Source organism: Pseudoclavibacter sp. RFBA6, from assembly GCF_002931575.1.
Taxonomy (GTDB): domain Bacteria; phylum Actinomycetota; class Actinomycetes; order Actinomycetales; family Microbacteriaceae; genus Pseudoclavibacter; species Pseudoclavibacter terrae.
In genome coordinates this window covers 131,265-155,450 of the sequence record NZ_PSUA01000017.1, presented here as the reverse complement: position 1 = coordinate 155,450, position 24,186 = coordinate 131,265, and the positions used below count along the sequence as shown (strand labels likewise).

Annotated in this window: 25 protein-coding genes; 12 read left to right on the top strand and 13 right to left on the bottom strand. The window is 69.4% G+C overall.

Translation table 11 applies throughout. The features are described from left to right. Positions 1–114 precede the first annotated feature (114 nt). From C5C17_RS18040 to C5C17_RS18030, 3 genes are read left to right on the top strand one after another with little or no spacing between them, the layout of a single operon-like run. Complete coding sequence (locus tag C5C17_RS18040; RefSeq protein WP_104254772.1) at positions 115–813, top strand: NUDIX domain-containing protein; 699 nt, start codon at positions 115–117, stop codon at positions 811–813. Then, on the top strand, positions 806–1,699 hold the full coding sequence (locus C5C17_RS18035) for a dihydrodipicolinate synthase family protein (RefSeq protein ID WP_258066293.1): 894 nt from the start codon (positions 806–808) through the stop codon (positions 1,697–1,699). The genes C5C17_RS18040 and C5C17_RS18035 overlap by 8 nt, the downstream gene beginning before the upstream one ends. A gap of 50 nt (positions 1,700–1,749) precedes the next feature. Beyond that, the gene (locus C5C17_RS18030) at positions 1,750–2,361 is read left to right on the top strand and encodes a 2'-5' RNA ligase family protein (protein ID WP_258066292.1); all 612 of its coding nucleotides are present in this window, start codon (positions 1,750–1,752) and stop codon (positions 2,359–2,361) included. A 129-nt stretch (positions 2,362–2,490) separates the two neighbouring features. On the opposite strand, the gene C5C17_RS18025 is transcribed toward C5C17_RS18030, so the two are convergent. Next, positions 2,491–3,510 (bottom strand): DMT family transporter, encoded by a 1,020-nt coding sequence (locus C5C17_RS18025; protein WP_104254771.1) that lies wholly within the window; start codon positions 3,508–3,510, stop codon positions 2,491–2,493. A 38-nt stretch (positions 3,511–3,548) separates the two neighbouring features. On the opposite strand from C5C17_RS18025, the gene C5C17_RS18020 reads away from it, so the two are divergent. Continuing rightward, complete coding sequence (locus C5C17_RS18020; protein ID WP_104254770.1) at positions 3,549–4,094, top strand: CGNR zinc finger domain-containing protein; 546 nt, start codon at positions 3,549–3,551, stop codon at positions 4,092–4,094. A gap of 106 nt (positions 4,095–4,200) precedes the next feature. On the opposite strand, the gene C5C17_RS18015 is transcribed toward C5C17_RS18020, so the two are convergent. From C5C17_RS18015 to C5C17_RS18005, 3 genes are all read right to left on the bottom strand, one after another. Then, on the bottom strand, positions 4,201–4,539 hold the full coding sequence (locus C5C17_RS18015) for a P-II family nitrogen regulator (RefSeq protein WP_104254769.1): 339 nt from the start codon (positions 4,537–4,539) through the stop codon (positions 4,201–4,203). Between the two features lie 121 nt (positions 4,540–4,660). After that, complete coding sequence (locus C5C17_RS18010; protein ID WP_104254768.1) at positions 4,661–5,914, bottom strand: ammonium transporter; 1,254 nt, start codon at positions 5,912–5,914, stop codon at positions 4,661–4,663. Positions 5,915–5,996: 82 nt separating this feature from the next. After that, entirely contained in the window at positions 5,997–7,046 is a 1,050-nt protein-coding gene (locus C5C17_RS18005) for a phosphotransferase enzyme family protein (RefSeq protein WP_181028669.1), read from the bottom strand. Positions 7,047–7,281: 235 nt separating this feature from the next. Between C5C17_RS18005 and C5C17_RS18000 the strand changes: the two genes are divergently transcribed. The 4 genes from C5C17_RS18000 (at position 7,282) to C5C17_RS17985 (ending at position 11,201) form a co-directional block, all read left to right on the top strand. After that, positions 7,282–8,613: an aspartate aminotransferase family protein gene (locus tag C5C17_RS18000; protein WP_219820538.1), complete on the top strand. Its 1,332-nt coding sequence runs from the start codon at positions 7,282–7,284 to the stop codon at positions 8,611–8,613. Between the two features lie 204 nt (positions 8,614–8,817). After that, a complete protein-coding gene (locus C5C17_RS17995; protein ID WP_104254766.1) occupies positions 8,818–9,480 on the top strand; it encodes a GAP family protein in 663 nt (220 codons plus the stop codon). A 45-nt stretch (positions 9,481–9,525) separates the two neighbouring features. Continuing rightward, positions 9,526–10,086 (top strand): hypothetical protein, encoded by a 561-nt coding sequence (locus C5C17_RS17990; protein WP_146079225.1) that lies wholly within the window; start codon positions 9,526–9,528, stop codon positions 10,084–10,086. A gap of 89 nt (positions 10,087–10,175) precedes the next feature. Beyond that, on the top strand, positions 10,176–11,201 hold the full coding sequence (locus C5C17_RS17985) for an NAD(P)-dependent alcohol dehydrogenase (protein ID WP_104254764.1): 1,026 nt from the start codon (positions 10,176–10,178) through the stop codon (positions 11,199–11,201). 145 nt (positions 11,202–11,346) lie between these two features. Here C5C17_RS17985 and C5C17_RS17980 read toward each other — a convergent pair whose 3' ends face one another. After that, positions 11,347–11,991, bottom strand: a complete 645-nt coding sequence (locus tag C5C17_RS17980; protein WP_104254763.1) for an NAD(P)-dependent oxidoreductase — start codon at positions 11,989–11,991, stop codon at positions 11,347–11,349. A 178-nt stretch (positions 11,992–12,169) separates the two neighbouring features. Between C5C17_RS17980 and C5C17_RS17975 the strand changes: the two genes are divergently transcribed. The 3 genes from C5C17_RS17975 to C5C17_RS17965 all read left to right on the top strand — a co-directional run bounded on the left by C5C17_RS17975 (position 12,170) and on the right by C5C17_RS17965 (position 14,151). Then, positions 12,170–12,538, top strand: a complete 369-nt coding sequence (locus C5C17_RS17975) for a helix-turn-helix domain-containing protein (protein WP_104254762.1) — start codon at positions 12,170–12,172, stop codon at positions 12,536–12,538. A 102-nt stretch (positions 12,539–12,640) separates the two neighbouring features. Continuing rightward, positions 12,641–13,492: an SDR family oxidoreductase gene (locus C5C17_RS17970; protein WP_104254761.1), complete on the top strand. Its 852-nt coding sequence runs from the start codon at positions 12,641–12,643 to the stop codon at positions 13,490–13,492. A gap of 47 nt (positions 13,493–13,539) precedes the next feature. After that, positions 13,540–14,151, top strand: coding sequence for a hypothetical protein (locus C5C17_RS17965; RefSeq protein WP_104254760.1), 612 nt, complete (start codon positions 13,540–13,542; stop codon positions 14,149–14,151). A 15-nt stretch (positions 14,152–14,166) separates the two neighbouring features. Here the strand turns inward: C5C17_RS17965 and C5C17_RS17960 are convergent, their stop codons facing one another. The 4 genes from C5C17_RS17960 to C5C17_RS17945 form a co-directional block, all read right to left on the bottom strand. Continuing rightward, positions 14,167–14,604, bottom strand: a complete 438-nt coding sequence (locus tag C5C17_RS17960) for a VOC family protein (protein WP_104254815.1) — start codon at positions 14,602–14,604, stop codon at positions 14,167–14,169. A gap of 71 nt (positions 14,605–14,675) precedes the next feature. Further along, complete coding sequence (locus C5C17_RS17955) at positions 14,676–15,449, bottom strand: class I SAM-dependent methyltransferase (protein ID WP_104254759.1); 774 nt, start codon at positions 15,447–15,449, stop codon at positions 14,676–14,678. 40 nt (positions 15,450–15,489) lie between these two features. Then, positions 15,490–16,194 (bottom strand): triacylglycerol lipase, encoded by a 705-nt coding sequence (locus tag C5C17_RS17950; protein WP_258066291.1) that lies wholly within the window; start codon positions 16,192–16,194, stop codon positions 15,490–15,492. Next, positions 16,191–16,937 (bottom strand): DUF429 domain-containing protein, encoded by a 747-nt coding sequence (locus tag C5C17_RS17945; protein ID WP_104254758.1) that lies wholly within the window; start codon positions 16,935–16,937, stop codon positions 16,191–16,193. Before C5C17_RS17945 ends, C5C17_RS17950 begins: the two co-directional genes overlap by 4 nt. A gap of 294 nt (positions 16,938–17,231) precedes the next feature. Here C5C17_RS17945 and C5C17_RS17940 point away from each other — a divergent pair, with 294 nt between their 5' ends. Continuing rightward, positions 17,232–18,182, top strand: a complete 951-nt coding sequence (locus tag C5C17_RS17940; protein WP_258066290.1) for a DMT family transporter — start codon at positions 17,232–17,234, stop codon at positions 18,180–18,182. Between the two features lie 62 nt (positions 18,183–18,244). Here the strand turns inward: C5C17_RS17940 and C5C17_RS17935 are convergent, their stop codons facing one another. From C5C17_RS17935 to C5C17_RS17920, 4 genes are all read right to left on the bottom strand, one after another. After that, a complete protein-coding gene (locus C5C17_RS17935; RefSeq protein WP_104254757.1) occupies positions 18,245–19,474 on the bottom strand; it encodes an MFS transporter in 1,230 nt (409 codons plus the stop codon). Positions 19,475–19,627: 153 nt separating this feature from the next. Then, a complete protein-coding gene (locus C5C17_RS17930; protein WP_104254756.1) occupies positions 19,628–21,175 on the bottom strand; it encodes a glycoside hydrolase family 1 protein in 1,548 nt (515 codons plus the stop codon). Beyond that, positions 21,172–23,136, bottom strand: a complete 1,965-nt coding sequence (locus C5C17_RS17925) for a beta-glucoside-specific PTS transporter subunit IIABC (RefSeq protein WP_104254755.1) — start codon at positions 23,134–23,136, stop codon at positions 21,172–21,174. Before C5C17_RS17925 ends, C5C17_RS17930 begins: the two co-directional genes overlap by 4 nt. Before the next feature lie 120 nt (positions 23,137–23,256). Then, positions 23,257–24,081, bottom strand: coding sequence for a PRD domain-containing protein (locus tag C5C17_RS17920; protein ID WP_104254754.1), 825 nt, complete (start codon positions 24,079–24,081; stop codon positions 23,257–23,259). Between the last annotated feature and the right edge of the window lie 105 nt (positions 24,082–24,186).

Here is a 24,186-nt window from a genome sequence, read left to right as displayed (position 1 = left end):
CGTACGGCAACAACCAGTTGTAGCTGCAAGCTATTCCCCCGAGCTGTGCGGGGCGATCAGCGTTACGGCGTATTTCCAGCTGCGCCCGCCCAAGCTCGTGCGTATCTTTGGGGCATGTCGCATCCACACACCCACGGGCACCTCGGCGTCGACGTGCCCGATCGTCGCGGTCGCACCGGCCTCGACCAGGTCGGGCGCGACCTGACCCGCAACCCCAACGTCGAGGTCGAGAACGTCGAGGTCACCTCCGACGGCTGGCACGTGCTGCGGCGCACGACGTTCCGCTACCGCGGACGCGACGGCGAGTGGGCCACGCAGCAGCGCGAGACCTACGACCGCGGCAACGGCGCCACGATCCTCCTCTACGACCTCGACAGTCGCAAAGTGCTCCTCGGCCGCCAGTTCCGCTACCCCGTCTACGTCAACGGACACGAAGACGGCATGCTCCTCGAGACCGCCGCGGGGCTCCTCGACGGAGACTCACCCGAAGACGCGATCCGCCGCGAAGCCGAAGAAGAGCTCGGCGTCGTCGTCGGCGAGGTGACGCCCGTCTTCGAGCTCTTCATGAGCCCAGGATCGGTGACCGAGAGCATCCACTTCTTCGCAGCACCCTGGTCGGCGAACGCCCCCGTCTCCGGAGGTGGCGGTGTCGAAGAGGAGGGCGAGGAGATCGAAGCGGTCGCACTCGACTTCGACGAGGCTCTGCAGATGATCGCGAGCGGTGAGATCCAGGACGCGAAGACCGTGCTGCTGCTCCAGTGGGCAGCGCTGAACCTCCCCTGGCCCGCCGCGGGAGGAGGACCCCATGTCTGATCCACTGTTCGAAGGCCTCAGCGCCTTCCCGCTCACCCCGATCACCTCCACCGGCGTCGATGCGGCCAGCTACGCAGGGCTCGTCGAGCGGATGCAGGCGGCCGGCGTCGACTCCATCAGCGCGCTCGGGTCGACGGGAAGCTACGCCTACCTCGACGTCACCGAGCGCGCCTCCGTCGCGAAGCTCACGGTGCAGCACGCCGGACCCGTGCCGGTGATCGTCGGCATCGGCGCGCTCCGGACCCGCGACGTGCTCCACAACCTGCGCTCCGCGGAGGACGCAGGCGCTGCCGCGGTGCTGCTCGCCCCCGTGTCGTACCAGCCGCTCACCGAGGACGAGGTCTACGGCCTCTACGAAGACGTCGCCGCCACATCGAGCCTGCCGATCATCGTCTACGACAACCCGACCACCACGGGCATCGTCGTCAGCGACACCCTGCACGCGCGCATCGCGGGCCTCGACCTCGTGCGCTCCATCAAGATCCCGCCTGCCTCCCTCGACGTCGCCCAGGTCAGCGAACGCGTCACCGCGCTCCGCGACGCGGTCGGCCGGCCCATCTCCGTCGGCATCAGCGGCGACCCCTACGCCGCGGCCGGCCTGCTCGGCGGGTGCGACGTCTGGTATTCGGTGCTCGCCGGCGTCCTGCCCGCGGAGTGCCTGGCCATCACCCGCGCCGCGCTGACTGGCGAAGCCGAACCCGCCCTGCAGCTCGCGGCGCGACTGGACCCGCTGTGGGAGCTGTTCCGCGCCCACGGCAGCTACCGCGTCGCATCCGCCATCGCCGCCCAGCTCGGCCTCGTGCCGACCGTGAACCTGCCGAGGCCGGTCCACGAACTCGACGCGACCGGCCAGCGCGCTGTCGCCGCCGCGCTCCGAGCCATCTGAGGTGGGGCGGTTCGGAGGGCGTGTCTGGTTGGCCAACCCGCGGGTGACGCGTGAGTGAGATCGTCAGCCTCGAGCTGCTGTTCGACGACCTGACCGAGGCCCGTATCTGGGACGAGTGGCGGGTGCTGCAGGAGCTCGGCGTGTCCAGCATGGGCGCCCACACGAGTGCCAGCAACCGTCCGCATTTGTCGCTGCTGGTGCGCAGCGGCGTCGCCCCGGTCGACGCTGCCGGGCTGAACGCAGGTGCTGGTGCTGGCGCCGCCGCGGAGTCCGAGCCCGATGCTGTGACGGTGCATCCTCCACTCGTGTCTGCCCAAGTGCGCCGAGCATCCGGCCGACTCCCCCTGGCGGTGACGTTGGGTGCGCCCCTGCTGTTCCGGCACGGCGGACGCGCGGTGCTCGCCCGGAGTGTGCTGCCGACGAGCGGCCTGCTTGACCTCCACGCCGAGGTGCACGCGCTCTCCGAAACGGTCTCGGCCGCCTCGGATCTGCCGCACACGACGCCGGGAAACTGGACGCCGCACGTCACGCTCGCCCGCCGCCTGAAGCTCGCCGACCTGGAGCGCGCACTCTCGGCGCTCGAGCTGGAGCCGATCGAGGCTCAGGCCACCGAGTTGCGGCTCTGGGACGCGCGAATCGGCACCTCGCACCAGCTCGCCTGACCAACATGAGTGCAGAATCGGCCCGCGCGGCCAGTTTGCGCCGGTTTTGGAGCGATATCGCACTGATGTTGGTCAGCGTGCCCGGCGCCCGCGGCTGAGCCGCGTCGCGAGCCGAGCGAACCGCGCAGGTCAGCGGGTGATGCGAGCCTCGCCGAGCCTGACGACGACGACCCCGACGAGGATCAGCGCGCCACCGGCAAGTTGCACGCCATTCGGAAGCTCGCCGAGCAGCAGCCACGCGAACAGCACAGCGCCGATCACCTCGGACAGTCCGACGAACGACGTCAGGCGCGGACCGAGGCGACGGGCCGCAGCGATCCCGGTCACGTATGCCCCAGCCGCCGTCACGAGGCCGAGGACAAGCACGGCGACCCACCACGGCATGGACGCCCCGCCCAACTCGACCGGCGCATCCGTCACGCTCATCGGCAGCACGCCCACGAGGCCCGCGAGCCCGAGCACAACCGCTCCGACCAACAGCCCACCGCCCGCGAGCACGGTCGCCGGAAGCTCCGTGTCCGTGTCCGCGGACATGACGAAGTAGAAGGCGACGCCCAGCATCGCGCCGAGCGCCCACAGCACACCGGCGAGGTCGAGCTGCACGCCCCCGAAGATCTGCAGCACGAGGAGGAGCCCACCCGCCGCGATGACCGCACCCAGCAGCGTGAGCGCGTGGGGGCGCTGGCGGTGTCGCATCCACATCCACAGCACGACGATGGCTGGTGCCGTGTACTCGATGAGCAGTGCGACGCCGACCTGCAGGGTCGCGACGGCCGAGAAGTACGCGAGCTGCGTGCCCGCGACGGCGATGGCGCCGTAGACCACGAGTGTCACGAGGTTGCGGCGTGCTGCCAGGAGCCGCCAGCGTCTCCGCAGCGCCAGCACGGCGACGGGGGCCAACGCCAGCGCGGCGAGGGAGACGCGTGCGGTGACGGCGGCTCCCGGTGTCCAGCCGGCATCGAGCAGGCCGCGGGCGAACGGGCCGGAAAGCGCGAAGGCGCTGGCTGAGATGAGGGCGAACAGCAGGCCGGATGCGAGACGCGAGCTGTTCGCGGGCGAGGCCGCCGTGCGCGGGGCCGCGTTCGGAGCGGCGACACTGGCTGTCGCGGATGTGTCCCCGAACGCGACGTCATTGGCGTTGGTGTCCATAGAACATGACACTAGCCTCGCTTTGGTAATCTGCAAAGGTGCTTTTCACCAATGACACCGAGGAGGCGCTCGCCGCCGCAGCGGCCCTCGTCAACAGCGACATCGAACCGCTGACGCTGCAGACGCGCGCCGAGCTCGCCGACTTCTTCCGCGACCGCGGCTACACGGGACGGTTCGACGGCGACGACGCAGAATTCAAGCGCGTTCGAGCGATCCGACCGAAGCTCCGCGAGCTCCTCACCGCCGACCGGGACGTCGCGGCCAGCCTCGTCAACCAGACGCTCACCGAGTACAACGCGACCCCGCAGCTCGTGCGCCACGACACCCACGACTGGCACCTGCACGCAGTCGACGCAGACCGTCCCCTCGACGAGCGCATCTCGGTCGAGACGGCGCTCGCGGTCGTCGACGTCATCCGCTCAGACGAGATGTCCCGCCTCGGGACCTGCGACGCCGACGGCTGCGACGGCATCGTCGTCGACCTCACCCGCAACCGCACCAAGCGCTTCTGCTCGACGCGCTGCGCGAACCGCACGGCTGTCGCGGCCTACCGCGCCCGCCGCCGTGAGCATCCCGACACCTGAGGCTGCGGGGAACCAACTCCAAGGCACAGAGTTGTGGCCCGTTGCTGCTCCCAGTGCCGGGAACAACAACGGGCCACAACGCTCTTGGGGAGCCGGCCGGCGCGAGCTACACGGCGGCGGGTCCGGACTCGCCGGTGCGGACGCGGATGACGTGGCTCACATCCGTCACCCACACCTTGCCGTCACCGACGTTGCCCGTGCGGGCCGCCTCGACGACGACCTCGAGCGCCTTGTCGAGGGTCTCGTCCGCGACGAGCACCTCCACGCGCGTCTTGGCGCGGAACGACACCTTCACGGCCTGCCCCCGGTAGTACTCGGTGAGGCCCTTCTGGTGGCCATGCCCCTCCACCTCGGTGATGGTGAGGCCGGTGAAGCCTGCCGCCTCGAGGGCGTCCTTCACGTCGTCGACCTTCGTGGGCTGGATCACTGCGGTCACGAGCTTCATCAGCGGGCGCTCCTCTTCTGTGCGGGCGTTGTCTGCGTGTTCTGGTCGTGCGGGACGCGGGGCGTCTGCGTGTTCTGGTCGCGCGGGGCGAACTGCGGTCGGGCGGATGCACCCATCATGGTCAGCGAGTCTCCATCTCGTACGCGCGCTCGGCGTGGATGCCCCGGTCGAGGCCGACCGCTTCCACGTCGTCCGGCACGCGGATGGGCACGATCTTGTTCATGACCCACGCGATGAGGTAGGTCACGACGAACGCGTACACGCAGGTCACGACGATGGCGATCAGCTCGCGCCAGAGGAGGCTCGGGTCGCCGCCGAAGAAGACGCCCGCGATGCCGGCCGGTGCCGCGGCTGCGCCGAGGAACACCACGAACAGGGCTCCGACGATGCCGCCGATGCCGTGCACGGAGAACGCATCGAGCGCGTCGTCGATCTTCGCGCGGTTCTTCCAGCCGATGCAGAGAGCTACGACGGCACCGGTGATGAAGCCGAGCGCGAGGGCGCCGACGGGGGTGACCGCATCCGCTGCGGGGGTGATGCCGACGAGGCCCGAGATCATGCCGGTTGCCATGCCGAGTGTCGTGGCGTGCTTGTCGCGGATGCGCTCGATGAGCAGGTAGCCCAACGCGCCCGTGAGAGCGGAGAGGGTGGTGGTGAGCACGACGTAGCCGGCGAGGAAGTTCGCGCCCGCGGCCGTGCCGCCGTTGAAGCCGATCCATCCGAAGAACAGGAGGCCGGCGCCGAGCAGCACGAGCGGCATGTTGTGCGGGCGCAGCTCCGTGTTCTTGCGGCGGCCGAGCACCATCGCGAGGGCGACGGCGGAAGCGCCTGCGTTCATGTGCACCGCCGTGCCGCCGGCGTAGTCGTGCAGGCCGAGGACGTTGCGCATCCACCCGCCGACCGTCTCGCCGTCGTCGCTCGTGAACGCGAACACCCAGTGCGCGAGGGGCGCGTAGACGAGGATCGTCCACAGGGCGGCGAAGATCAGCCACGCCCAGTACTTCATGCGGCCGGCGGCACCGGATGCGACGATCGCGATGCTGATCGCGGCGAACAGGATGTAGAAGGCGCCCCAGTACGCGTCGACGGAGATGATGTCGCCCTCGGACGCGTCGGTCATGAACGATTCCATGCCGACGAACGCGAGCGGGTCGCCGATGATTCCGGCGCCGCCGACCGAGTTGCCGAGCACCATGCCGTGCACGAAGAGCACGTAGATGACGGCGACCACGGCCATGGATCCGAAGACCATCATGGCCATGTTGAGCATGTTCTTGCTGTTGAGCATTCCTCCGTAGAAGAACGAGATTCCGGGGAACATCAGGAGGACGAGACCGAATGCGGCGAGCATCCAGGCGAGATCGGCAGCGGGCATGCATGGCTCCTTGGGTTGGGGTCATGGGAGAGAGACGTGCGGGATGCACGGGTGGAGCAGTCGGGGCGCAGTCGCCCCGAAGTCAGTCGACGAGCCAGGTGGGCGAGGCGAGGAAGCTGTCGGCGGCGAGGATGGCCGCATCGATGACGCCGCCGCCCTGCAGGTCGGGTGGCAGTGCCTCGTCGCGGTGCGTGGTGCTCCAGCCGAGCATCGTGAGGGTGCGCACCATCGAGAGTGCGCAGCCGAGCTCGAGCTGCGCTGCGGTGAGCTGGCCTTCGGATCGATACCCATCGATCCAGTTCCGTGCCATCGTGCGCACTTCCGGCTTGTGCTCCTGGAAGGTGAGGGCCGACGCGAAGTCGTAGAGGAACCAGCTGAAGCCCGAGTCGTCGAAGTCGATGACGATGAGGCGCTCGCCGTCGCGGATCACGTTGGTCGGGCGGAGGTCTGAGTGGACGAGGCCCCAGTCCTGCCAGCCGGCGGGCGCCGACTGCACGCGCATGAGCGCCGCCATCTCGGCGCGCTCGAGGTGGTCGAGCTGCGCCGGGGTCAGTGACGCGCGGCGCCAGTCGCCCCACCTCGCGGTCGAGCCGAGCAGGTCGGGGAGGCCCCAGGTGAAGCGGTCGAAGCCGGCGGGCCGACGCCAGCTGCGGGCGTGATCGTGCAGGCGTGCCGTGATCTGCCCGAGTTCCGTGAACCACGGAGCGGCGTCGTCGACGTCCTGCAGGATAGAGCCGGTCACGTGCTCGAAGTAGACGGCTTTGAGGGCCAGCCCGTCCGGCGACTGGATGCTCTGCGTCACCTGCCCGTTCGCCCCGGGAATCGGGGACGGGACGTCCGCGCATCCGGAGTTGCGGATGGCCTCGACCCACAGCATCTCCGAGCGGAGCTGCTCGTCGCCCTCCTGGTAGCCGGGCTGCTGGAGGCGGATGACGCCCGCAGGCCGGCCGGCGAGCTCGACGAGGTACGAGGCGTTCTCGGAGACGGAGATGAGCTTCGTCGCTGCCTCCTGCGGAATTCCGAAGGCCTCGAGCATCCCGTCGTGCAGCCATGCAGGCGCAGCCTCGCCCTTGACGAGAGCGTCGAAGACGCGCAGCCCCGAGACGGGTTGCTTGAGCGTTGCCTCGATCATGGTCGTCTCCTCGGGCTGGGGCGATCCGGGCAGCGGATGCGCGGGTCGCGGCGGCTCTGGTGTGTGCCGGCTGAGTGCGGGGTGTTCCATGTCTAGGTGCTGATTCGCTGAACATGCGGCGCGGATGGGCACTCGTTACACACGATTTACCGGGAGGAAACAGTGCGCGTGCCCGCGCCGGTCAGGATCGAAGCGCCGAACGGGCGAGGTGCGCCCGCGGGAGAGGACACGCCACGTGAGCAGATCGACGATCATGGACGGCAACAGCTACCGGGTGGGGGAGTCCTCCGCGGCGGCCGAGACCTCGGCCATGATCGAGCGGCGAACGCGGCTCCTGGGACCCTCCTACCGGCTGTTCTACTCGAACCCGGTGCACCTCGTGCGGGGCAGCGGCACGTACCTCTACGACAGCGACGGCGTGGAGTACCTCGACATGTACAACAACGTCGCGAGCCTCGGCCACGCGCATCCACGGGTCGTGGAGGCGATGGCGGCGCAGGCCGGCACGCTCAACACGCACACGCGCTACCTCCACGAGGCGATCCTCGACTACACCGAGGACCTGCTCTCGACCATGCCCGCCGAGATCGGTCAGGTCATGTACCAGTGCACCGGCTCGGAGGCGAACGACCTGGCCCTGCGCGTCGCGGCCGCCTACACGGGTGGCAGCGGCGTCATCGTCACGAGCGAGGCGTACCACGGCACGTCCGGGCTCACCTCGGCCGTGTCTCCCGCGCTCGGCAGCGGCCAGACGCTGGGGCTCGAGGTGCGGACCGTGCCGGGGCCGGACAGCTACCGCACCGCGCCGGAGCTGGTCGGGGAGAAGCTCGCCGCCGACATCCGCGCCGCCATCGCCGACCTGGCCAAGCACGGGGTGAAGTTCTCGGCGTTCCTCGCCGACTCGGTGTTCTCCTCCGACGGCGTCGCCGCCGACCCGACGGGCTTTCTCAAGCCCGCGTTCGACGCCGTGCACGAGGCGGGCGGCGTCTGGATCGCGGATGAGGTGCAACCCGGTTTCGGTCGCCTCGGCCCCCGGATGTGGGGCTTCGCGCGGCACGACATCGTGCCGGATATCGTGACCATGGGGAAGCCCATGGGCAATGGCATCCCCGTCTCCGGCATGGCCGCGCGCCCTGAGGTGCTCGAGCCGTTCGCCACGGGGATCCCGTACTTCAACACCTTCGGCGGCAACCCGGTCGCGATCTCTGCCGCGCAGGCGGTGCTCGACGTGCTGCGCGACGAGGGCCTGCCGGAGCGTGCGGCAGTCGTGGGCGATCAGCTGCGCGCCGCGATCCGGTCGGTGGGGGATGCGCGCATCGGCGACGTGCGCGGGGCTGGCCAGTTCACGGGCGTCGAGATCGTGGCCGACCCCGCCTCGAAGACCCCGGACGGGGCGACGGCGCTCGCGCTTGTGAACGCGCTGCGCGAGCACCGTGTGCTCACCTCGACGGCGGGGCCGAACAACAACGTGCTCAAGGTGCGGCCGCCGCTGTCGTTCCAGGAGCGCGACATCGACCGGTTCACGGATGCGCTCGCCGCGGCGCTCGCGGACGTGCCGGCGCGCTGAGGGCACGCGCCTCCGCAACGAGCTGGTCACTCCAGGCTGGGGTGAACGGCCAACTTCGGTGACAACTCGAGCCTCGCGCCCCGTTTCGGAGCGATTTACGCCGTATAGGCACTCAAGTTGGCCCGGCGCCCTGGAGCCCGGCGGTGAGACGGGTTCCGCGCCGCCCGCGCCCGGTAGAGTCCACGGCATGCGGGGAAGCGAGCGGTGAGCGGCGGCCTGGTCGCGGCGCTCGTGGGCCTCGCGGTCGTCGACTCCCTGAACCTGTCGACGATCGCCGTCGTGATCCTCATCCTGCTCACCGTGCAGCGGCCCGTCGCGACCGGCTGGGTGTACGCGGCTGGCGCGGTCGTCGCGTTCTTCGGGCTGACGATGCTCGTGTACTTCGGGGCGAGCTTCGCCGGCACGCTCGTCGAGGATCTGGCGACGTGGATGCGGCGCGTCATCTTCGTCGGCTTCGGCGTCATGTTCGTCGTATTCGGGGTCCGACGATTCCGCACGCGCGAGCGCCGCGGGTATCCGCTGCTGCGCTGGGTGAGTCCCGTCACCGCGTTCCCGCTGGGTGTCGTCGCAACGCTCGCCGACCTCCCCAACGCGTTCCCCATGTTCTTCGCCGTTGAGCGGCTCATCGACGCCGAGGTTCCAGGCGCCGCAGCTGTTGCCGCGCTCGCGGGGTATACCGCGATCTATGCGGTGCCGACCGTGGCGGTGCTGGTGGTCGGCATCGTGCTCGAGAATCGACCCCGCGACCGGTTCCGCGACGCGTACGACCGCCTCACGAGCGGCGAGGTGACAGCGAGCCGTCGCATGGCCGGACTGCACTTCACGCTCGCGGTGGTCTGCTTCGTGGTCGCGGTTTTCTTCGTCTGAGCAGCGTGGGCAACGTGACGGACGGCCATGGGTAGTCTCGCTCGCATGAGCATCGAGAAGCCGCCGCGGTCGGCCGCTGCCATCGTGGTCGGCTGCGTCGGGTTCCTGTTCGTAGCCGGGTACGCGGTCTTCGGGATGCTGCAGGTTCTTGTGCTCGACCCGCTCGCGGAGGTCCCCGACATGACCCTCGAGGAGATCTACATCCATGCAGCTCGCTCCAACGAGACCATGCACGTCTGGGTCGTCGTCATGCTCCTGGGGCCGGGGCTCTTGCTCGGGCTCGGGAGTCTTGTGCTCTCCTGCCGGAGGGGCGCGACGTGGGTCCAGAGCGCTGCCGTGGCAGCGGGCCTCCTGTTCCTCGGTGGGTTTCCCTTCTTCTGGGCCTGGTTTGGGGTCGGTATGAATGTCGCGGATGCGTTCGGCACCAGGGGTGGCGACCACACCGGGTGGGGTGCGCTCATGTGGGCGACGAGTGGATGTGCGGCGCTGGTCTTGCTCCTGCTCGCGGTCTGGGTGGGTGTCAGGAGCGGCGTCAGGGCTTGGTGGGCGCGCCGCGCTGCGCTTGCCCAGGCCAATCTCGCTGACTCGACACATAGCGAGGCGTAGCATCGGACGGGACCCCACTTTCGGGTTCGCGGCGCTTCGCGTCGCACACTGAAGCCGGGTTGTTGCTCCGCCCGGAGAGAGGCAGCGCCATGAAAGCACTGCAGTACCGCGCGATCGGCTCGCGCCCCGAACTCGTCGAGATCGACACTCCAACACCGGCTGCCGGGGAGATCCTGCTCAAGGTGACGGCCGCCGGCGCCTGCCATTCGGACGAGTTCATCATGGGTGCATCCGAGGAGGACTATTCCTTCAAACCGCTGCCGCTCACGCTCGGCCACGAGGTCGCGGGCGTCGTCGAAGCGATCGGCAGTGGCGTCCACGACGTCGAGATCGGCGAATCGGTCATCGTCTACGGGCCGTGGGGTTGCGGCCGCTGCTACCACTGCGCAGGCGGGGCTGAGCAGAACTGCGAGAAGGGGATGCGCGCGCCCGGCATCTTCAGCGACGGCGGCATGGCCGAGTACATGATCGTCGACGACGCGCGCCATCTCGTGCCGATCGGCGACCTCGACCCGGTCAAGAACGTGTCGCTCACCGACGCTGGGCTCACCCCGTACCGCGCGGTGAAGTCGGCGCTGCCGAAGCTCGTTCCCGGCTCGACCGCGGTCGTCATCGGCTCCGGCGGCCTCGGCCACGTCGCGATCCAGCTGCTCAAGGCGCTGTCGGCCACGACGGTGGTCGTGCTCGACGTCGGCGAGGCGCAGCTCGAGCTCGCCCGCACCGTCGGGGCCGACCACACGTTCCTGTCGAACCCGGATGCGATCCCAGCGGTCAAGGACCTCACTCGCGGCCTCGGGGCGACGGTCGTGTTCGACTTCGTCGGCATCCAGCCAACGGCCGACCTGTCGGCGAAGATGGTCGCGGCCGCCGGCTCGGTCGTGGTCGTGGGCGTCGCGAGCGGCGCCGTGCCCATCGGGCAGACGACCGTGCCCCTCGACGTCACCGGCCGCGCCATCAACTGGGGCTCCAGGACGGAGCTCATGGAGGTCGTGGAGCTCGCGAAGCGCGGCGCCATCAACATCCACGTCGAGCAGTTCTCCCTCGACGAGGCGCCCGCCGCCTACGAGAAGCTGCACGCTGGCGAGATCCGCGGCCGCGCAGTCATCGTCCCGTAGCTCGCACTCGACTTCGCACCGACTCTCGCCGGCTCCGCTCTCCCGGTCCCCGGGTGCATCCACACGACCACTGCATGCTCGTTGCGAAACGAACCTGCATCGGGCGTGTGGATGCCCGCGGGGCCCGAGCAAAGGGGGATGCTGCTCAGTACGCGACGCCGAAGCGCGCGCGGCGGTGGGAGGGGTTCTCGATCTCGGCGACGATCGCGGCGGCGAAGTCGGCGCCGGAGATGTTCGAGTCGCCGTTCTCGTCGGCGAGGAGCACGTCGCCGCCGATGCGGTACTCGCCCGTCGCCTCACCAGGTGCCCAGGCGCCGAACGCGGCGGCGGGGCTGACGTAGAACCAGTCGAGCTCTGGGGCGGATACGCGGAGGTCGTCGAGCACGCCCGCCATCTCCGCGGCTTCCGGCTTGATCGCATCCGGGAAGCCCTCCGTGTCGAACAGCCGTGGGCCGCCCTCCGTGACGAACAGCGAACCGGCGCCGCCGACGACGCCGAAGCGCACGCCCTTCGCGGCGGCGAGTGCCGCGGCCTGCGCGAGCACGCCGCGGGTTCGGCCTTCCAGGTCTCCGCGAGGCGCGAGGGCGGAGATCACGACATCGGCGCCGTCGATGGCGTGGTCGAACGTGCCGTCTTCGAGGACGCTGGCGCTGACGTAGGTGACGCCCTCGATCTCTTCGTCGGGGCGCGAGCGGCTGAACGAGGTGACCTCGTGGCCCGCGGACGCTGCCGCCTTGACGAGGTTGCTTCCGGCGTATCCGGTTCCGCCGAGGATGGTGATCTTGGCCATGGTGGTCCTTTCGTCTCGGCGACCGGTGTCGGGCGCCGACAGTCACCGTAGGAGACCGACTGCGGGGAGGGGAAGAAGGCACTTTGCGGAGCGTCGGTTACCGAGAAGTGCCTGTGGCGCAGCCCTTGAGTCTCTTGCGGTAAGTGAGTACCCTGCAGTTACCGATGAGAGGTGGGTCATGTCCGAACCCCTGTGGGACCCGTACGTGCGCGACTGCCCGTCGCGCCGCCTGCTGGACCGCATCGGCGACCGGTGGACGGTGCTCGTCGTCGGCACGCTGCACGAGGGGCCGAAGCGATTCTCGGAGATCCAAGCCGCGGTCGATGGAGTCTCGCAGAAGATGCTCACCCAGACGCTCCGTGGGCTCGAACGCGACGGCCTCGTCACGCGCACCGTGTTCCCGCAGGTGCCGCCGCGCGTCGACTACGAGCTGACGGACGCAGGACTCAGCCTGCTCGGCCCACTCCGCGTGCTCACAGAGTGGGCGACCGAGCACATGACGGGCGTCGCCGAAGCACAACGGGAGTACGACACCGCGCGTGGATGAGCGCCGGCCGAACCGTGACGAACGCGTGCCGGGCTCGACGCACGAAGCCCCACCCCCGCAGCACGACCCCACCACAGCGGCACCGAGTCCAAGGAGTTCAGCATGACCGAAGCATCCACCGACCGCATCGCGGTGACCGGCAGCACGGGAGCGGTGGGCGGCGTCGTCGCCAAGCGGCTCGCCGACGCTGGCGCCTCGCAGCTCCTCCTCGCACGCACTCCGGCGAGGGCCCCGCAGCTGCCCGGGTGCGTCGTCGCGCCGTTCAGCTACACGGACCGCGCCGCATCCACTGCCGCGCTCCGCGGCACCCGCACCCTGTTCATGGTCTCGGCGGCCGAGAGCGAGTCGCGACTCGACGAGCACAAGGCCTTCATCGACGCCGCGGCGGAGGCCGGCGTCGAGCACGTCGTCTACACGTCCTTCTTCGGCGCCTCGCCCGACTCGACGTTCACGCTGGCGCGCGACCACCACGCGACGGAGGAGCATCTCAAGGCGTCCGGAATGACGTGGACCTTCCTGCGGGACAACTTCTACATGGACGTCATGCCGATGTTCGTCGGCGACGACGGCGTGCTGCGCGGCCCGGCTGGCGACGGCCGGGTTTCGATCGTCAGCCGCGCCGACGTGGCGGCGGTCGCGTCGAGCGTGCTGCTCGCCCCGGATGCGCATCGGGAGGCCACGTACGACCTGACGGGTCCGGAGGCGCTCACGGCGACCGAGATCGCGGCGGCGATCGCGCACGCTCGCGGCACCGCGGTGACGTTCCACGACGAGAGCCTCGAGGAGGCCTACGAGTCGCGGGCGAAGTGGGGCGCGCCCGCCTGGCAGAACGACGCCTGGGTGAGCACGTACACGGCCATCGCGAGCGGCGAGCTATCGCTCGTGTCCGACGATGTCGAGCGGGTCACCGGGCGGCCGCCGCTGTCGTTCGCCGAGTACCTCGCGGGAGCGTAGCCGACGTCGGTGACGCATGAGGCGGTGCTCGGTGCGAGAATCTTCCGATGACGTTCGCAGCCGCTCGCCTCGCCCTCGTGTCCACGCTTGTCGCCGCGGCGCTCACGCTCAGTGGATGCGCGGGGATGGGCGGCGTCGAGGCTCAGCCTGCTGAGACCCCGACCCCGAAGGCGACGATCGCGGAACCCCCGAGCACCCCGATCGTCGAGCAGACGGTCACGGATGAGCTCACGGGGACGTCTGTGACGACGCTCGCCATGGTGACGGATTTCCATTCCGCGGCCAACGCGTCCGTCTCGGACGGGCTCCAAGCGGTGCTCGTGAAGGTCCGCTTCACCGCAGGCGACGAGTACGGCGGCGCCGAGAGGCCGACGCTGGTCTCCATCACCGACCGCGGCGTGAACCTCGACTACGTCTCGCTCGGCCTGACGAATCCGGAGACGCTCGCGCCCGCGATGACCGCCGCCGGATACACGCCGATCAACAGTGTCAAGCCAGGGGAGACGGTAACTGGCTGGGTCGGAGCCTGGCTGCGCGATGACTACACGCAGTTCGACCTCGTCTACGACCGCGGCGAGAGCACGGTCTTCGGCGGAGACCAGAGCGGGGAGAAGATCCCGCCGTTCCAGCAGATCGCTCCGCTCGAGCCGAGCGAGTAGCGACGGCGAGGCGCGTCAGCTCTTCGTGAGGTCCTGCGCGAGCATCACGATGATGCCGCTCGGGCCTCGCAGGTACGTGAGCTTGTAGACGTCCCGGTAGTTCGCGACACCCCGCAGCGGGTGGCAGCCGTGCCTCGCCGCGATCGCGAGCGACTCGTCGATGTCGTCGACGGAGAACGCGACGCGGTGCATCCCGATCTCGTTTGGCAGCGTCGGCTCGGTCTCGATGGCCTCCGGGTGGATGTACTCGAACAGCTCGAGCTGCCCGTGGCCGTCTGGCGTCTGCAGCACCGCGATCTTGGCGTGGTTGCCGTCGAGACCGACGGCGGTGGCTGCCCAGTCGCCGCTGACCTCGTCGCGGCCCAGCACGGTGAGCCCGAGGTCGGTGAAGAAGGCGATGGTCGCTTCGATATCGCGGACGGCGATGCCGACGTTCTCGAGTCTGATGGGCATGGCCTGCATGCTACTCAGCCTCGTCGTGTGGACGCAGAATCCGCGTTACGGCCGCGAGCCATCCGCGCGACTCACGCCCCTGCGGTGCCGACGCGCCCGACGCGGCCCCCGATGGGCCAGGTCGTGAGTCGTTCCGTCGCGGGGTCGCCCCAGAGGTCGGCGAGGTCGCGGCCCACGTCCTCGAGCAGGCGCGCCTCGCCCGCCTCGCGCGCCGCACGGACGGCCGACCAGGTCGAGAAGTAGCCGAGCAGCGCATCCAGGGTCAGTCGCTTCTGGATGCTCGGCGCCTGGAACTCGATCTCCTCGAACGGGAACGACAGGTCGCGGTACTCGCGCTCGACCAGCCGCCGAGACGGTGGCCAGTAGGCGTCGAGGTCTTCGGCGTAGAAGCGCTGGGCGCGTTCATCGATGGCGGGGTCGTCGAGGTGGAGGACGCCGTAGCAGAGCAGCGCGACGACGCCGCCGCGAACGCTGACTCGGGTGACCTCGTCGTAGAACTTGGACAGGTCGAACCAGTGCGCGGCCTGGGCGGCGCTGACCAGGCTGACGGAGTCGTTGCGGATGCTCACCGGCAGCGCCTCCGCGGGAGCCTGCTGGTACGCGACGCGCGGGTGCGGGGTCGCGTTCGCGATCTGCTCCTCGCTCGGGTCGAGGCCGATGACCTGGTCGAAGGCCGCTCCGAGCGTGGTTGTGAACTGGCCGTTGCCGCACCCCGTATCGACGGCGAGGTCGGTGCTCGGGGCCAGCTGCGCGAGTTCGCTGGCGAGCGAAGCGGGGTAGCTGGGGCGGAACTGGGCGTACGCCCGCCCGCCTTCGTCGAACCAGTTGCGTGCATCCGGAGTCATGGCGCTGATGCTAGGCCCGCCGCCTGAGGTGACGCCCCGATCAGTGCTCTGCCGGCTGCGCGGCGAGGCGTTCGAATTCCACGAGGACGCGCGGGTGCTCGAGCACGCGGAAATGCCCACCTGTGTCCAGCTGCACGTTCTCGGCGCCCAGCAGGAAGCTGCCCTTCGGGATGTGCGGGTCGAAGCAGCCGAAGACCGACACGATCCGGGAGTTCACCTCCTTCTCGAGGGAGAGCGCCAGGATCGTGCGGTCGCGCGGCGAGAAGATGCGCAGGCTCGGCGTGAACAGCAGGCGCGCGTATGAGGATCCGCCGAAGGGGGTCGCCACGGCGAGCATCGAGCGGATGCGCGGCACCCCCGCACCCTGCGTCATCGCGTACTTGCCGACGAGTCCGCCCTTGCTGTGAGCGACGATGATGACGTCCTCCAGGTCTTGGCGTTCGAGCGCTTCGACGAGATGCGCTGCCGCGTCCGGCACCGGCTTGCGGTTGAAGCCGAGCGGGTCGAGGACGTGCACCGGGTGCCCCATCGCGTGGATGGTGCGGATGAGCGGCAGCATGAATCGCCACGGCTCGTATACGCCGGGGATCACGACGACGGGGGCGCGGGGACCGTCGAGGAACATCGCCGGGTCTGTGCGATCGAACGCGGCGCGTGCCTGCTGCGCGACGACGTAGGCGTAGTCGAGGGCCCACCACCAGAGGCGGGTCGCCGAACGGCGCATGGTGCGGATCACGCGGATCATGCGTCTCCCGCGAGCTCGCCGATGCCGCAGATGGGGAGTGCAACCCACCCTTCGATCTTCGCTGCGTCGAGCAGTTCCGGCGGTATCGGCAACGTCTTGCCGAGCGCGTGAGCTCGCGCGATGAGCGACGCGACGAGCGCGTCGAGCGCGTCGTCGGACCTGCCCAGGAGCGAGCGCTGCTCGGCGGTCGTCTCGAGGCGGGGGAGCGCGGCCAGAACCGCCTGCGCCGCGAGGATTCGGGCCTCGGGCTTGGTCTTGTACCCCGGGGTCAGCAGTCCCCACGCGCGGAGCGCGGCTGCCGGGTACACCTCGGCGAGGCGACCGCCGCCGGAGCGGTCGACCTGTTCTCCTGCGGCCGCGAACCCGTCGAGCAGCTCGGCGCAGTGGATGGCCGTCATGCCGAGTCGGTCGGTGGAGACGCTGAGCGGCCAGCGGCCCGTCTGCTCCCGCACGACCCGGTCGGTGTGCCGGTAGGCGAGGCGGCGGCGCAGGTCGATGCCGGTGTGTGCGTGCGTGCCCGACACCCGGGTCGCGTGGGCCGAGACGAACTCCACGAACTCGATCGGCCACCCGAACGCGCAGTCGATGCCGACACTCGCCGCATCTGCGGCCAGCTCGATGATCTCGGTGTCGGAGGTGCCGAGCTGCACGTGGCTGAGGTGTGCTCCGTCCGCACCCCACTCGATGACGGCCATCGCCGTGCGCGTGGGTTCTGCTGCCAGGTCGACGCCAACGGTCTTCACCCGAGCAACGCTACGCGAATGCGCTCCGCGGGGCGGTCAGGTCTGGCTCGGCTGCAAACTTTGGTGACTGTGGCGGGCCTTCTGTCGCGGACGAGGGCATTCGGGCCGCTAAGTCACCGAAGTTGTCAGGGTGCGGCGCGGACCGGTGGTGGCCGGCGGCTCCCGGCGCCAGCTGCACGCTGCAGAACAGCCGCACCGGGGCTCTGCCGCGAGGGGCGGGTCGGTTCGGCGGCACCTGGCTAGGCTGGCGGGGTCGAGGCGCGCTCCGCTGCGCGGGGTCGGGGAGGAGCGCGCGTGAGCGTGAGGTTGGGGAATGCGGGGTCGGATGCGTCGGCCCGCCGTTCGCTGCTGATCGCGGTGCTCTCGCTGCTTGGCGCGGCGTTGTTCTGGGCGAGCAACTACATCGTCGGCGCGGCTGTGCTCGAGACGATGGACCCGCTCAGTCTCGTGCTCTGGCGGTGGACGCTCGCCGCCGTGCCGTTGCTCGCGATCGCGCACTTCGCGGAGCGCCCGGATTGGCGCAAGGTGCTGCGGGCGTGGCCGTGGCTGCTGGCGCTCAGCTGCACTGGTCTGGCCGGGTACAACCTGACGCTCTACGCGGCGTTGCAGTACAGCGACGCCTTCAGTGCGTCACTCATCAACGCGTTCAACCCTGCCGTGATCGCGGTGGCGGCGGCGATCTTCCTCAGGCAGCGCCTCACGCGGGCTGGTGTCGCCGGCGTGGTGATCGCCCTGGTGGGGGTGTTCGTCGTGGTGAGCGGCGGTGATGTCGGCGCGTTCCTGGAGACGGGGTTCGGCGTCGGACAGCTGCTCATGTTCGGTGCTGTCGGCATCTGGACGGCCTACACGATCATCGGCCGCAGGTCACCACCCCTGCCGCCCATCACGTCGACGTCGATCCAGGCGGTCATCACGGTGCTCCTCGTCGCGCCCGTCACCTTCGCTACGGGTGGTCCGCAGCTCCCGGTCTCAGCGGGTGCGGCGACCTCGCTGGTGCTGATCGCCGTGTTCCCGTCGGTGCTGTCCTATCTGCTCTGGAACCGGGCGCTCGCCGTCATCCCGGCGGCTCGAGCGGGGGTGTTCCTGAACCTGATCACGGTGTTCACGGTCGCGTTCACCCTGCTGGCGGGTCAGCCGTTCACGGTCGGCCAGCTGGTGGGCGGGTCCATCGTGATCGTCGGCGTGGTGGTCGCGAATGCCGAGGCGTTCCGGGGGCCGGGGGAGCCGCATCCTCGGATCTCCTGATCAGCTAGCTTGCGAGCGCGCGCGCCTTCACTGCGGCGAGGTCGGGAGAAGCTCGGATGCGCTCAGTCGGCTCGTGTGCCTGCGGGCGCCGTCGGAGCTTCGGCCGGGTCTTCGCGCGTCGGCTTCCCGCGGCCGACCAGCCAGCTGGCGACGGCTGCCAGGGCGACCAGCACCAGCACGGCGATGAGCGCGGACCTGAGCCCGAAGTCCTCGCCGAGGAAGCCGAGTGCGGGCGGGCCGACGAGGAACGCGATGTACCCGAGCGTGGCGGCGAACGCGACGCGGGCATCCGGCCGGTCGCCTGATGCTCCGGCTGCCGACAGTGCGACGGGGAAGCCGAGTGCGGTGCCGAGGCCCCAGAGGATCGCGGCGCAGGCGGCGACCGCCTGGTTGTCGACGAAGATGATGAGCGCCAGGCCGGTCGCGCCGATGAGGGCGCTCGCGCCCAGCGCTGCGGGCCGGCCGAAGCGGTCGACGAACGAGCCGCCCACGAACCGGCCGACGGTCATCGACAGGGCGAAGACCGCGAAGATCCCGGAGCCCCAGGCGGCGTCGAAGCCGTGGCCGTCGACCATGACAAGCGGGAGCCAGTCGTTGGCGCTGCCTTCGGCCATGGCGAGCGCGAGCACGATGACGCCGATGAGCAGCAGCGTCCTGTCTCGCCAGAGCGGGCGGCTCGCAGGCGCGCCTCGCTCGTCGGTGCTCACCGTGGTCGCAGCCTTCCCGGTGGCGGGCGGCAGGAGGCGGATGGACGCCACGAGCCCGACCGTGACGACCACGACGGCGATGCTGAGGTGTGCCAGGATCGGGAACGACGTGGCCGTGGCCACGATGCCGCCGACGGCGCCGATGGTCGTTCCGAGGCTGAAGAAGCCGTGCATGGCGGGCAGCGTGGACTTGCCGAGCTGCCGTTCCACGTCGGCGCCCTCGATGTTGAGGGCCACCTCGGCGCCGCCCATGCCGAGGCCGAAGAGTGCCAGGCCGAGCGCCACGACGGCTCCGGACGCCAGTGCTGCGCCCGTCCCGATGGTGAGGGCGCTCGCGGCGACGAGCGACATGCCCACGGTGATCACGGGGCGGGCGCCGAACCTGCTGACGAGCCTGCCGGAGCTGAGGATGCCGAGCATCGATCCGACCGAGAGGCCGAAGAGGATCAGCCCCATCTCCGCGGTCGAGGCGCCGAGCGCGTCCCGAACGTCCGGGGTGCGGGTCACCCAGGAGGCGATGGTGATGCCGGGCAGGAAGAAGAGCACGAACAGCGCGATGCGGCGCCGTCGGGGGGAGGGGGACATGGTTCCATCTCGGTCGCGGGGAGTCACGACGAGCGTAGCGGCGAGCGCGACGCAGACGCAGACGCCAACGCCCTGAGGGCCGTCATGCACGCATGACGGCCCTCAGGGGATGAGCGGGTCGCTGCTTCCGAGCGGCCCGGCGCGACTTCGCCCCTACGCTCCCGTTGCCGGGAGCGCCTCGAGCGTCGCCCCGTTCGAGGCGATGAGCTCCCGGTACCAGTGGAAGCTGTCCTTGCGGATGCGGTCGCCGCTGCCGGCGCCCTCGTCGTCGAGGTCGACGTAGATGACCCCGTAGCGCTTCGTCATCTGCGAGGTGGAGGCGCTGACGATGTCGAGCCCGCCCCACGACGTGTAGCCGAGGAGATCGACGCCGTCTTCGATGGCTTCCCGCACCTGCTGGAGGTGCTGGCGGAAGTAGTCGATGCGGTACTCGTCGTGCACGGCGCGGTCGGAACCGGACCCTTCGAGCACATCCGTCGCCCCGAGTCCGTTCTCGACGATGAAGAGGGGAACCTGGTAGCGGTCCCACAGGTCGTTGAGCACGTAGCGGAGGCCCTCGGGGTCGAGGTGCCAGCCCCATTCGGTGGTCTGCAGGTGGGGGTTCTTGATGGTCGAGAAGAGGTTGCCGCCGGTCGCGCCGTAGAGCTCGGGGCTGACGGAGGAGACGAGGCTCATGTAGTAGCTGAAGGAGATGAAGTCGACCGTGTTGGCGGCGAGCAGCGCCTCGTCGCCCGGTTCCATGGCGACGTGGATGCCCGTGTCGCGCCAGAAGCGGCGCGCGGTTCCCGAGTACCGGCCGCGCACCTGCACGTCGGTGTGGAAGAGGTTCATGTTGTTGTCCCACTGGGCTCGCACGATGTCGGCGGGGGCCGACGTGGCGGGGTAGTGGGCCATGCGCGCGAGCATGCAGCCGACCTGCGCGTCCGGTGCGATCTCGCGGGCCGCTTTCGTCGAGAGGGCGCTTGCGACGAACTGGTGGTGCAGGGCCTGGTAGCCGGCCTGTCGAGGGTCGACGCCGTCTTGTGGCTCGCGTTCGATGATGCCGCCGCCCGTGTACGGCTCGATGAGGGTCGTGTTGATCTCGTTGAACGTGAGCCAGTAGCGCACGAGGCCGCGGTAGCGGGTGAGGATGGTCTTCGCGTAGGTCTCGAAGAAGCCGACGACGGCGCGGTTGGACCAGCCGCCGTATTCGGTGACGAGGTGCAGGGGCATCTCGTAGTGCGACATGGTGACGACGGGTTCGATGCCGCGCTCGCGGAGGCGCGTGAAGAGGCGCTCGTAGAAGAGGAGTCCTTCTTCGTTGGGGGCCGCGTCGTCGCCGTTGGGGAAGATGCGGGACCAGGCGATCGACATGCGGAGCGCTTTCATGCCGAGCTCCGCGAAGAGCTCGACGTCGCCCTCCCAGCGGTTGTAGAAGTCGCTTGCGGATCGCTTCGGGTAGCCGGCGGCGCCCGGGGTGGCGATGGCCTCGGCGATCTGCGCATCCGTCGCCTTCATGAGCGAGGTGATGTCGACGTAGTCGCCGGTCTTGCGGAAGGGGATGACGTCGGCCTGCGAGAGGCCCTTGCCGCCCTGGTCGAAGCCGCCTTCGACCTGGTTCGCGGCGAACGCGGTGCCCCAGAGGAAGCCTTCTGGGAAGGTTCCGGATGCGCCGTGCGGGCTGGGGTCGGTGGCAGTGCGCTGCTGGTGGGTCTGGTTCATGCGGTCTGCTCCTTCGTGGTGGCGTCGGCGTGGATGGTTGCGAGGACGTGCATGAGCGGGTCGCCGTTGCCTCGCGTGCCTGGCGTGCCTGGCACGATCGAGCGGAGGCCGAGGTTGGTGACGACGATGACGGTCACGGTGTCGTTGGTGGCGCTGACGGCGTCGAGGTCGACGTCGATGAGCGGGTCGCCGACGGCGACGCGGTCGCCCTCTGCGACGTGCGCGTCGAACCCGCGCCCCTGCAGGGAGACGGTGTCGATGCCGATGTGGATGAGCACCTCGGTGCCCTCGTCGCTGCGGATGGCGACGGCGTGCTTGGTCGGGAAGACGGTGACGACTTCGCCTGTGACGGGCGAGGTGACGCGTCCGCTGGTGGGGCGGATGGCGGCGCCGTCGCCGACGAGGCGCTGTGAGAACGTCTTGTCCGGCACGTCGTCGAGCGAGATGAGCTCGCCCGCCATGGGGGAGGCGATGAGCTCGCCGCTCGAGGGCGCGAGGGGCGCATCCGCTGCCGAGCGGTCGGTGGATGCGGTGGCAGGGGCGGCCGCAGTGGGGCTCGTGACTGGTGCGGCGGCCGGCTTCTCGGACGTCTTCGCGAGGATCGACTCGTCGATGCCGAGGATCGCGGAGACGACGGTGGAGACGATGAAGGCGAGCACGATGCCGAGGATCGCCCACCCGAAGGTGGCGCCGACGAGGCCGGGCAGGCCGGGGAGTCCGCCGTTGCCGGCGAGCACGTAGGCCTGCACGCCGAAGCCGAGGGAGATGGCGCCGCCGACGCCGGCTCCCGCCATGGAGGCGATGAGGGGGCGGCGCAGGGGGAGGGCGAGGCCGTAGAGGGCGGGTTCGGTGACGCCCATGAGGGCGGTGAAGGTCGTGGAGAGCGAGAGGGCCTTGATCTGCGCGTTCTTCGCGCGGAGGAAGACGCCGAAGACGGCGCCGGCGGTCGCGAACGTCTGCACGTAGGTGAGTGGCAGGAACTTGTCGTAGCCGAGGGTGGCGAGGTTCTGCAGGATGAAGGGGACGAGCGTGTAGTGCATGCCGGTCATGATGATGAGCGGCAGGAGGGCGCCGATGACGAACCCGGCGGGCGCGCCGCCGTTGTCGAGGGCCCAGTTGATGCCGCCGGCGACGCCGTTGCCGACGAACGTGCCGAGCGGGCCGAGCGCGACGAGCGTGATCGGGACGACGGTGACGAGGGTCAGCATGGGCACGAAGGTCAGCTTCAGGAAGGAGGGGATGATCTTCGTGAAGAGTCGCTCGGCCCACGACATGAGGTAGACGCCGAGGAGGACCGGGATGACCGAGTAGGCGTAGGAGACCGACGTGACGGTGACGCCGAGGAGCGCGACGGGTTCGCCCGCGCTGAGCATGGTCGTGAGGGCAGGGTAGACGAGGACCGCGCCGAGGGAGGCTGCGACGTAGGGGTTCGCGTTGAGCTTCCGGGCGGCGGACACTGCGACGACGATCGGCAGGAAGAAGAAGACGGCGTCGGCGAAGGCCGAGAAGATGAGGAACGTCTGCGAGGTCGGGTCGACCCAGCCGAACGCGTTGATGAGCGCCAGCACACCCTTGAGGAGACCGGCGCCGGCGATGGCGGGGAGGATGGGCGCGAAGACGCCGGCGATGAAGTCGAAGAAGCGGGTGTGCAGCTTCTGCTTCCCGCCCGTGGTGTCGGCGGGCGCATCCGCTGCCAAGTCCTCGCTCGTCGCGAGGCGTGGCAGCTCGGCGACGATGGCCTTGTGCACGAGCGGCACGTCGTTGCCGATGATGACCTGGTACTGGGAGCCGGCGTCGTTGACGCCGACGACGGGGCCGATCGCGGTGAGCGCGGCCTGGTCGGCCTTCGTGTTGTCCTTCAGGCCGAAGCGCAGGCGGGTGACGCAGTGGTAGAGCGAGGAGATGTTCTCGTCGCCGCCGACCGCGGCGATGATCGCCGCGGCGTCTTTCTCATACTTCATGGGGTGTCTCCTGGTTGGGAGAATCCCGGCTTCACGCGGTTGCCCTCACGCTGCGGTGGATTCTTGGGGGTGTTGAAAACTGTGGGTCTGAACGCCTAGATGCGCTCGCGCGCTCGCGTGTCAGAGGAAGTTGGCGATGTGCAGGCCGAGGTAGACCTTCTCGGAGGCGCTCATCGCGTGGCCGTGGCTGCGTTTGACGAAGGCGTCCACCTTGTCGACGCTGGCGAAGGCGGTGGGCTTCTGCTCGGTGAGGATGCGCAGCAGCTCGGCGTCGTCGCGTTGCACGGTCTCGCCGAGGAGTACGCGCTGGGCGAAGAAGCGCACGTGGGTGACGAAGCGCAGGTAGGCGGAGTCGGCGTCGTCGTAGTGCAGGCCGAAGTGGAGGCGCACGATGTCGAGGATCGAGTGGGTGAGCTCCATGAGGCGTGCCGCGCTGTCGGCGGCGCCACCCACCTGCGCGTTGATGACGTGGAGGGCGATGCTCGTCGCTTCTTCTTCGGGCAGCTCGACGTCGAGGCGCGAGTTGAGCTCTGCGACTGCGCTCTTCGCGAAGGCGTACTCGCTCGGGTAGTAGCGGCGCACCTCGACGGCGAGTGGGACGGTGAAGTCGCCGCCGTCTCTGGCGCGCTGCACGGCGAACACGAAGTGGTCGGCGAGGCTCGCGTAGAGGCTGTCGCTGATCTTCGCGCTCAGCTCGGTGCGTGCGCGGGCGACGAGGTCGGCGGTCGCGGTGAGGATCTCTGCCGGGATGGAGTCGACGATGGATGCGAAGTGACGGCTGGCGGCGTCGTCTTCGAGCCGGAAGACCTTCTCGACGAGGGTCTGGTCGACGCGCTCGCCCGGCTTCGAGCGGAAGCCGAGGCCCTTGCCGAAGACGATGACCTCCTGCAGGGAGTCGTCCAACGCGTCAACAACGTTGTTGTTGAGTACCCGCCGAATGATCATCTTGCTCTCCTAGGAAACACGCTTGCTGAAATCGTCGTCGAAACAGCTGCGGTGTTGCCTGCGGAAGCAGTGACAAGCCGCTGTCACCGTACTCGCATACTCCCG

Bases quoted from the DNA above. Each gene is read 5' to 3' on its own strand.
- C5C17_RS18005 (WP_181028669.1), bottom strand. From the start codon at position 7,046: ATGATCGAGGCAACGCTCAAGCAACCCGTCTCGGGGCTGCGCGTCTTC.
- C5C17_RS17980 (WP_104254763.1), bottom strand. From the start codon at position 11,991: ATGGCCAAGATCACCATCCTCGGCGGAACCGGATACGCCGGAAGCAAC.
- C5C17_RS17960 (WP_104254815.1), bottom strand. From the start codon at position 14,604: ATGCCCATCAGACTCGAGAACGTCGGCATCGCCGTCCGCGATATCGAA.
- C5C17_RS18040 (WP_104254772.1), top strand. From the start codon at position 115: ATGTCGCATCCACACACCCACGGGCACCTCGGCGTCGACGTGCCCGAT.
- C5C17_RS17925 (WP_104254755.1), bottom strand. From the start codon at position 23,136: ATGAAGTATGAGAAAGACGCCGCGGCGATCATCGCCGCGGTCGGCGGC.
- C5C17_RS17985 (WP_104254764.1), top strand. From the start codon at position 10,176: ATGAAAGCACTGCAGTACCGCGCGATCGGCTCGCGCCCCGAACTCGTC.
- C5C17_RS17955 (WP_104254759.1), bottom strand. From the start codon at position 15,449: ATGACTCCGGATGCACGCAACTGGTTCGACGAAGGCGGGCGGGCGTAC.
- C5C17_RS18015 (WP_104254769.1), bottom strand. From the start codon at position 4,539: ATGAAGCTCGTGACCGCAGTGATCCAGCCCACGAAGGTCGACGACGTG.
- C5C17_RS17950 (WP_258066291.1), bottom strand. From the start codon at position 16,194: ATGATCCGCGTGATCCGCACCATGCGCCGTTCGGCGACCCGCCTCTGG.
- C5C17_RS17970 (WP_104254761.1), top strand. From the start codon at position 12,641: ATGACCGAAGCATCCACCGACCGCATCGCGGTGACCGGCAGCACGGGA.
- C5C17_RS17965 (WP_104254760.1), top strand. From the start codon at position 13,540: ATGACGTTCGCAGCCGCTCGCCTCGCCCTCGTGTCCACGCTTGTCGCC.
- C5C17_RS18025 (WP_104254771.1), bottom strand. From the start codon at position 3,510: ATGGACACCAACGCCAATGACGTCGCGTTCGGGGACACATCCGCGACA.
- C5C17_RS18035 (WP_258066293.1), top strand. From the start codon at position 806: ATGTCTGATCCACTGTTCGAAGGCCTCAGCGCCTTCCCGCTCACCCCG.
- C5C17_RS17935 (WP_104254757.1), bottom strand. From the start codon at position 19,474: ATGTCCCCCTCCCCCCGACGGCGCCGCATCGCGCTGTTCGTGCTCTTC.
- C5C17_RS17990 (WP_146079225.1), top strand. From the start codon at position 9,526: ATGAGCATCGAGAAGCCGCCGCGGTCGGCCGCTGCCATCGTGGTCGGC.
- C5C17_RS17920 (WP_104254754.1), bottom strand. From the start codon at position 24,081: ATGATCATTCGGCGGGTACTCAACAACAACGTTGTTGACGCGTTGGAC.
- C5C17_RS18010 (WP_104254768.1), bottom strand. From the start codon at position 5,914: ATGCCCGCTGCCGATCTCGCCTGGATGCTCGCCGCATTCGGTCTCGTC.
- C5C17_RS17930 (WP_104254756.1), bottom strand. From the start codon at position 21,175: ATGAACCAGACCCACCAGCAGCGCACTGCCACCGACCCCAGCCCGCAC.
- C5C17_RS17975 (WP_104254762.1), top strand. From the start codon at position 12,170: ATGTCCGAACCCCTGTGGGACCCGTACGTGCGCGACTGCCCGTCGCGC.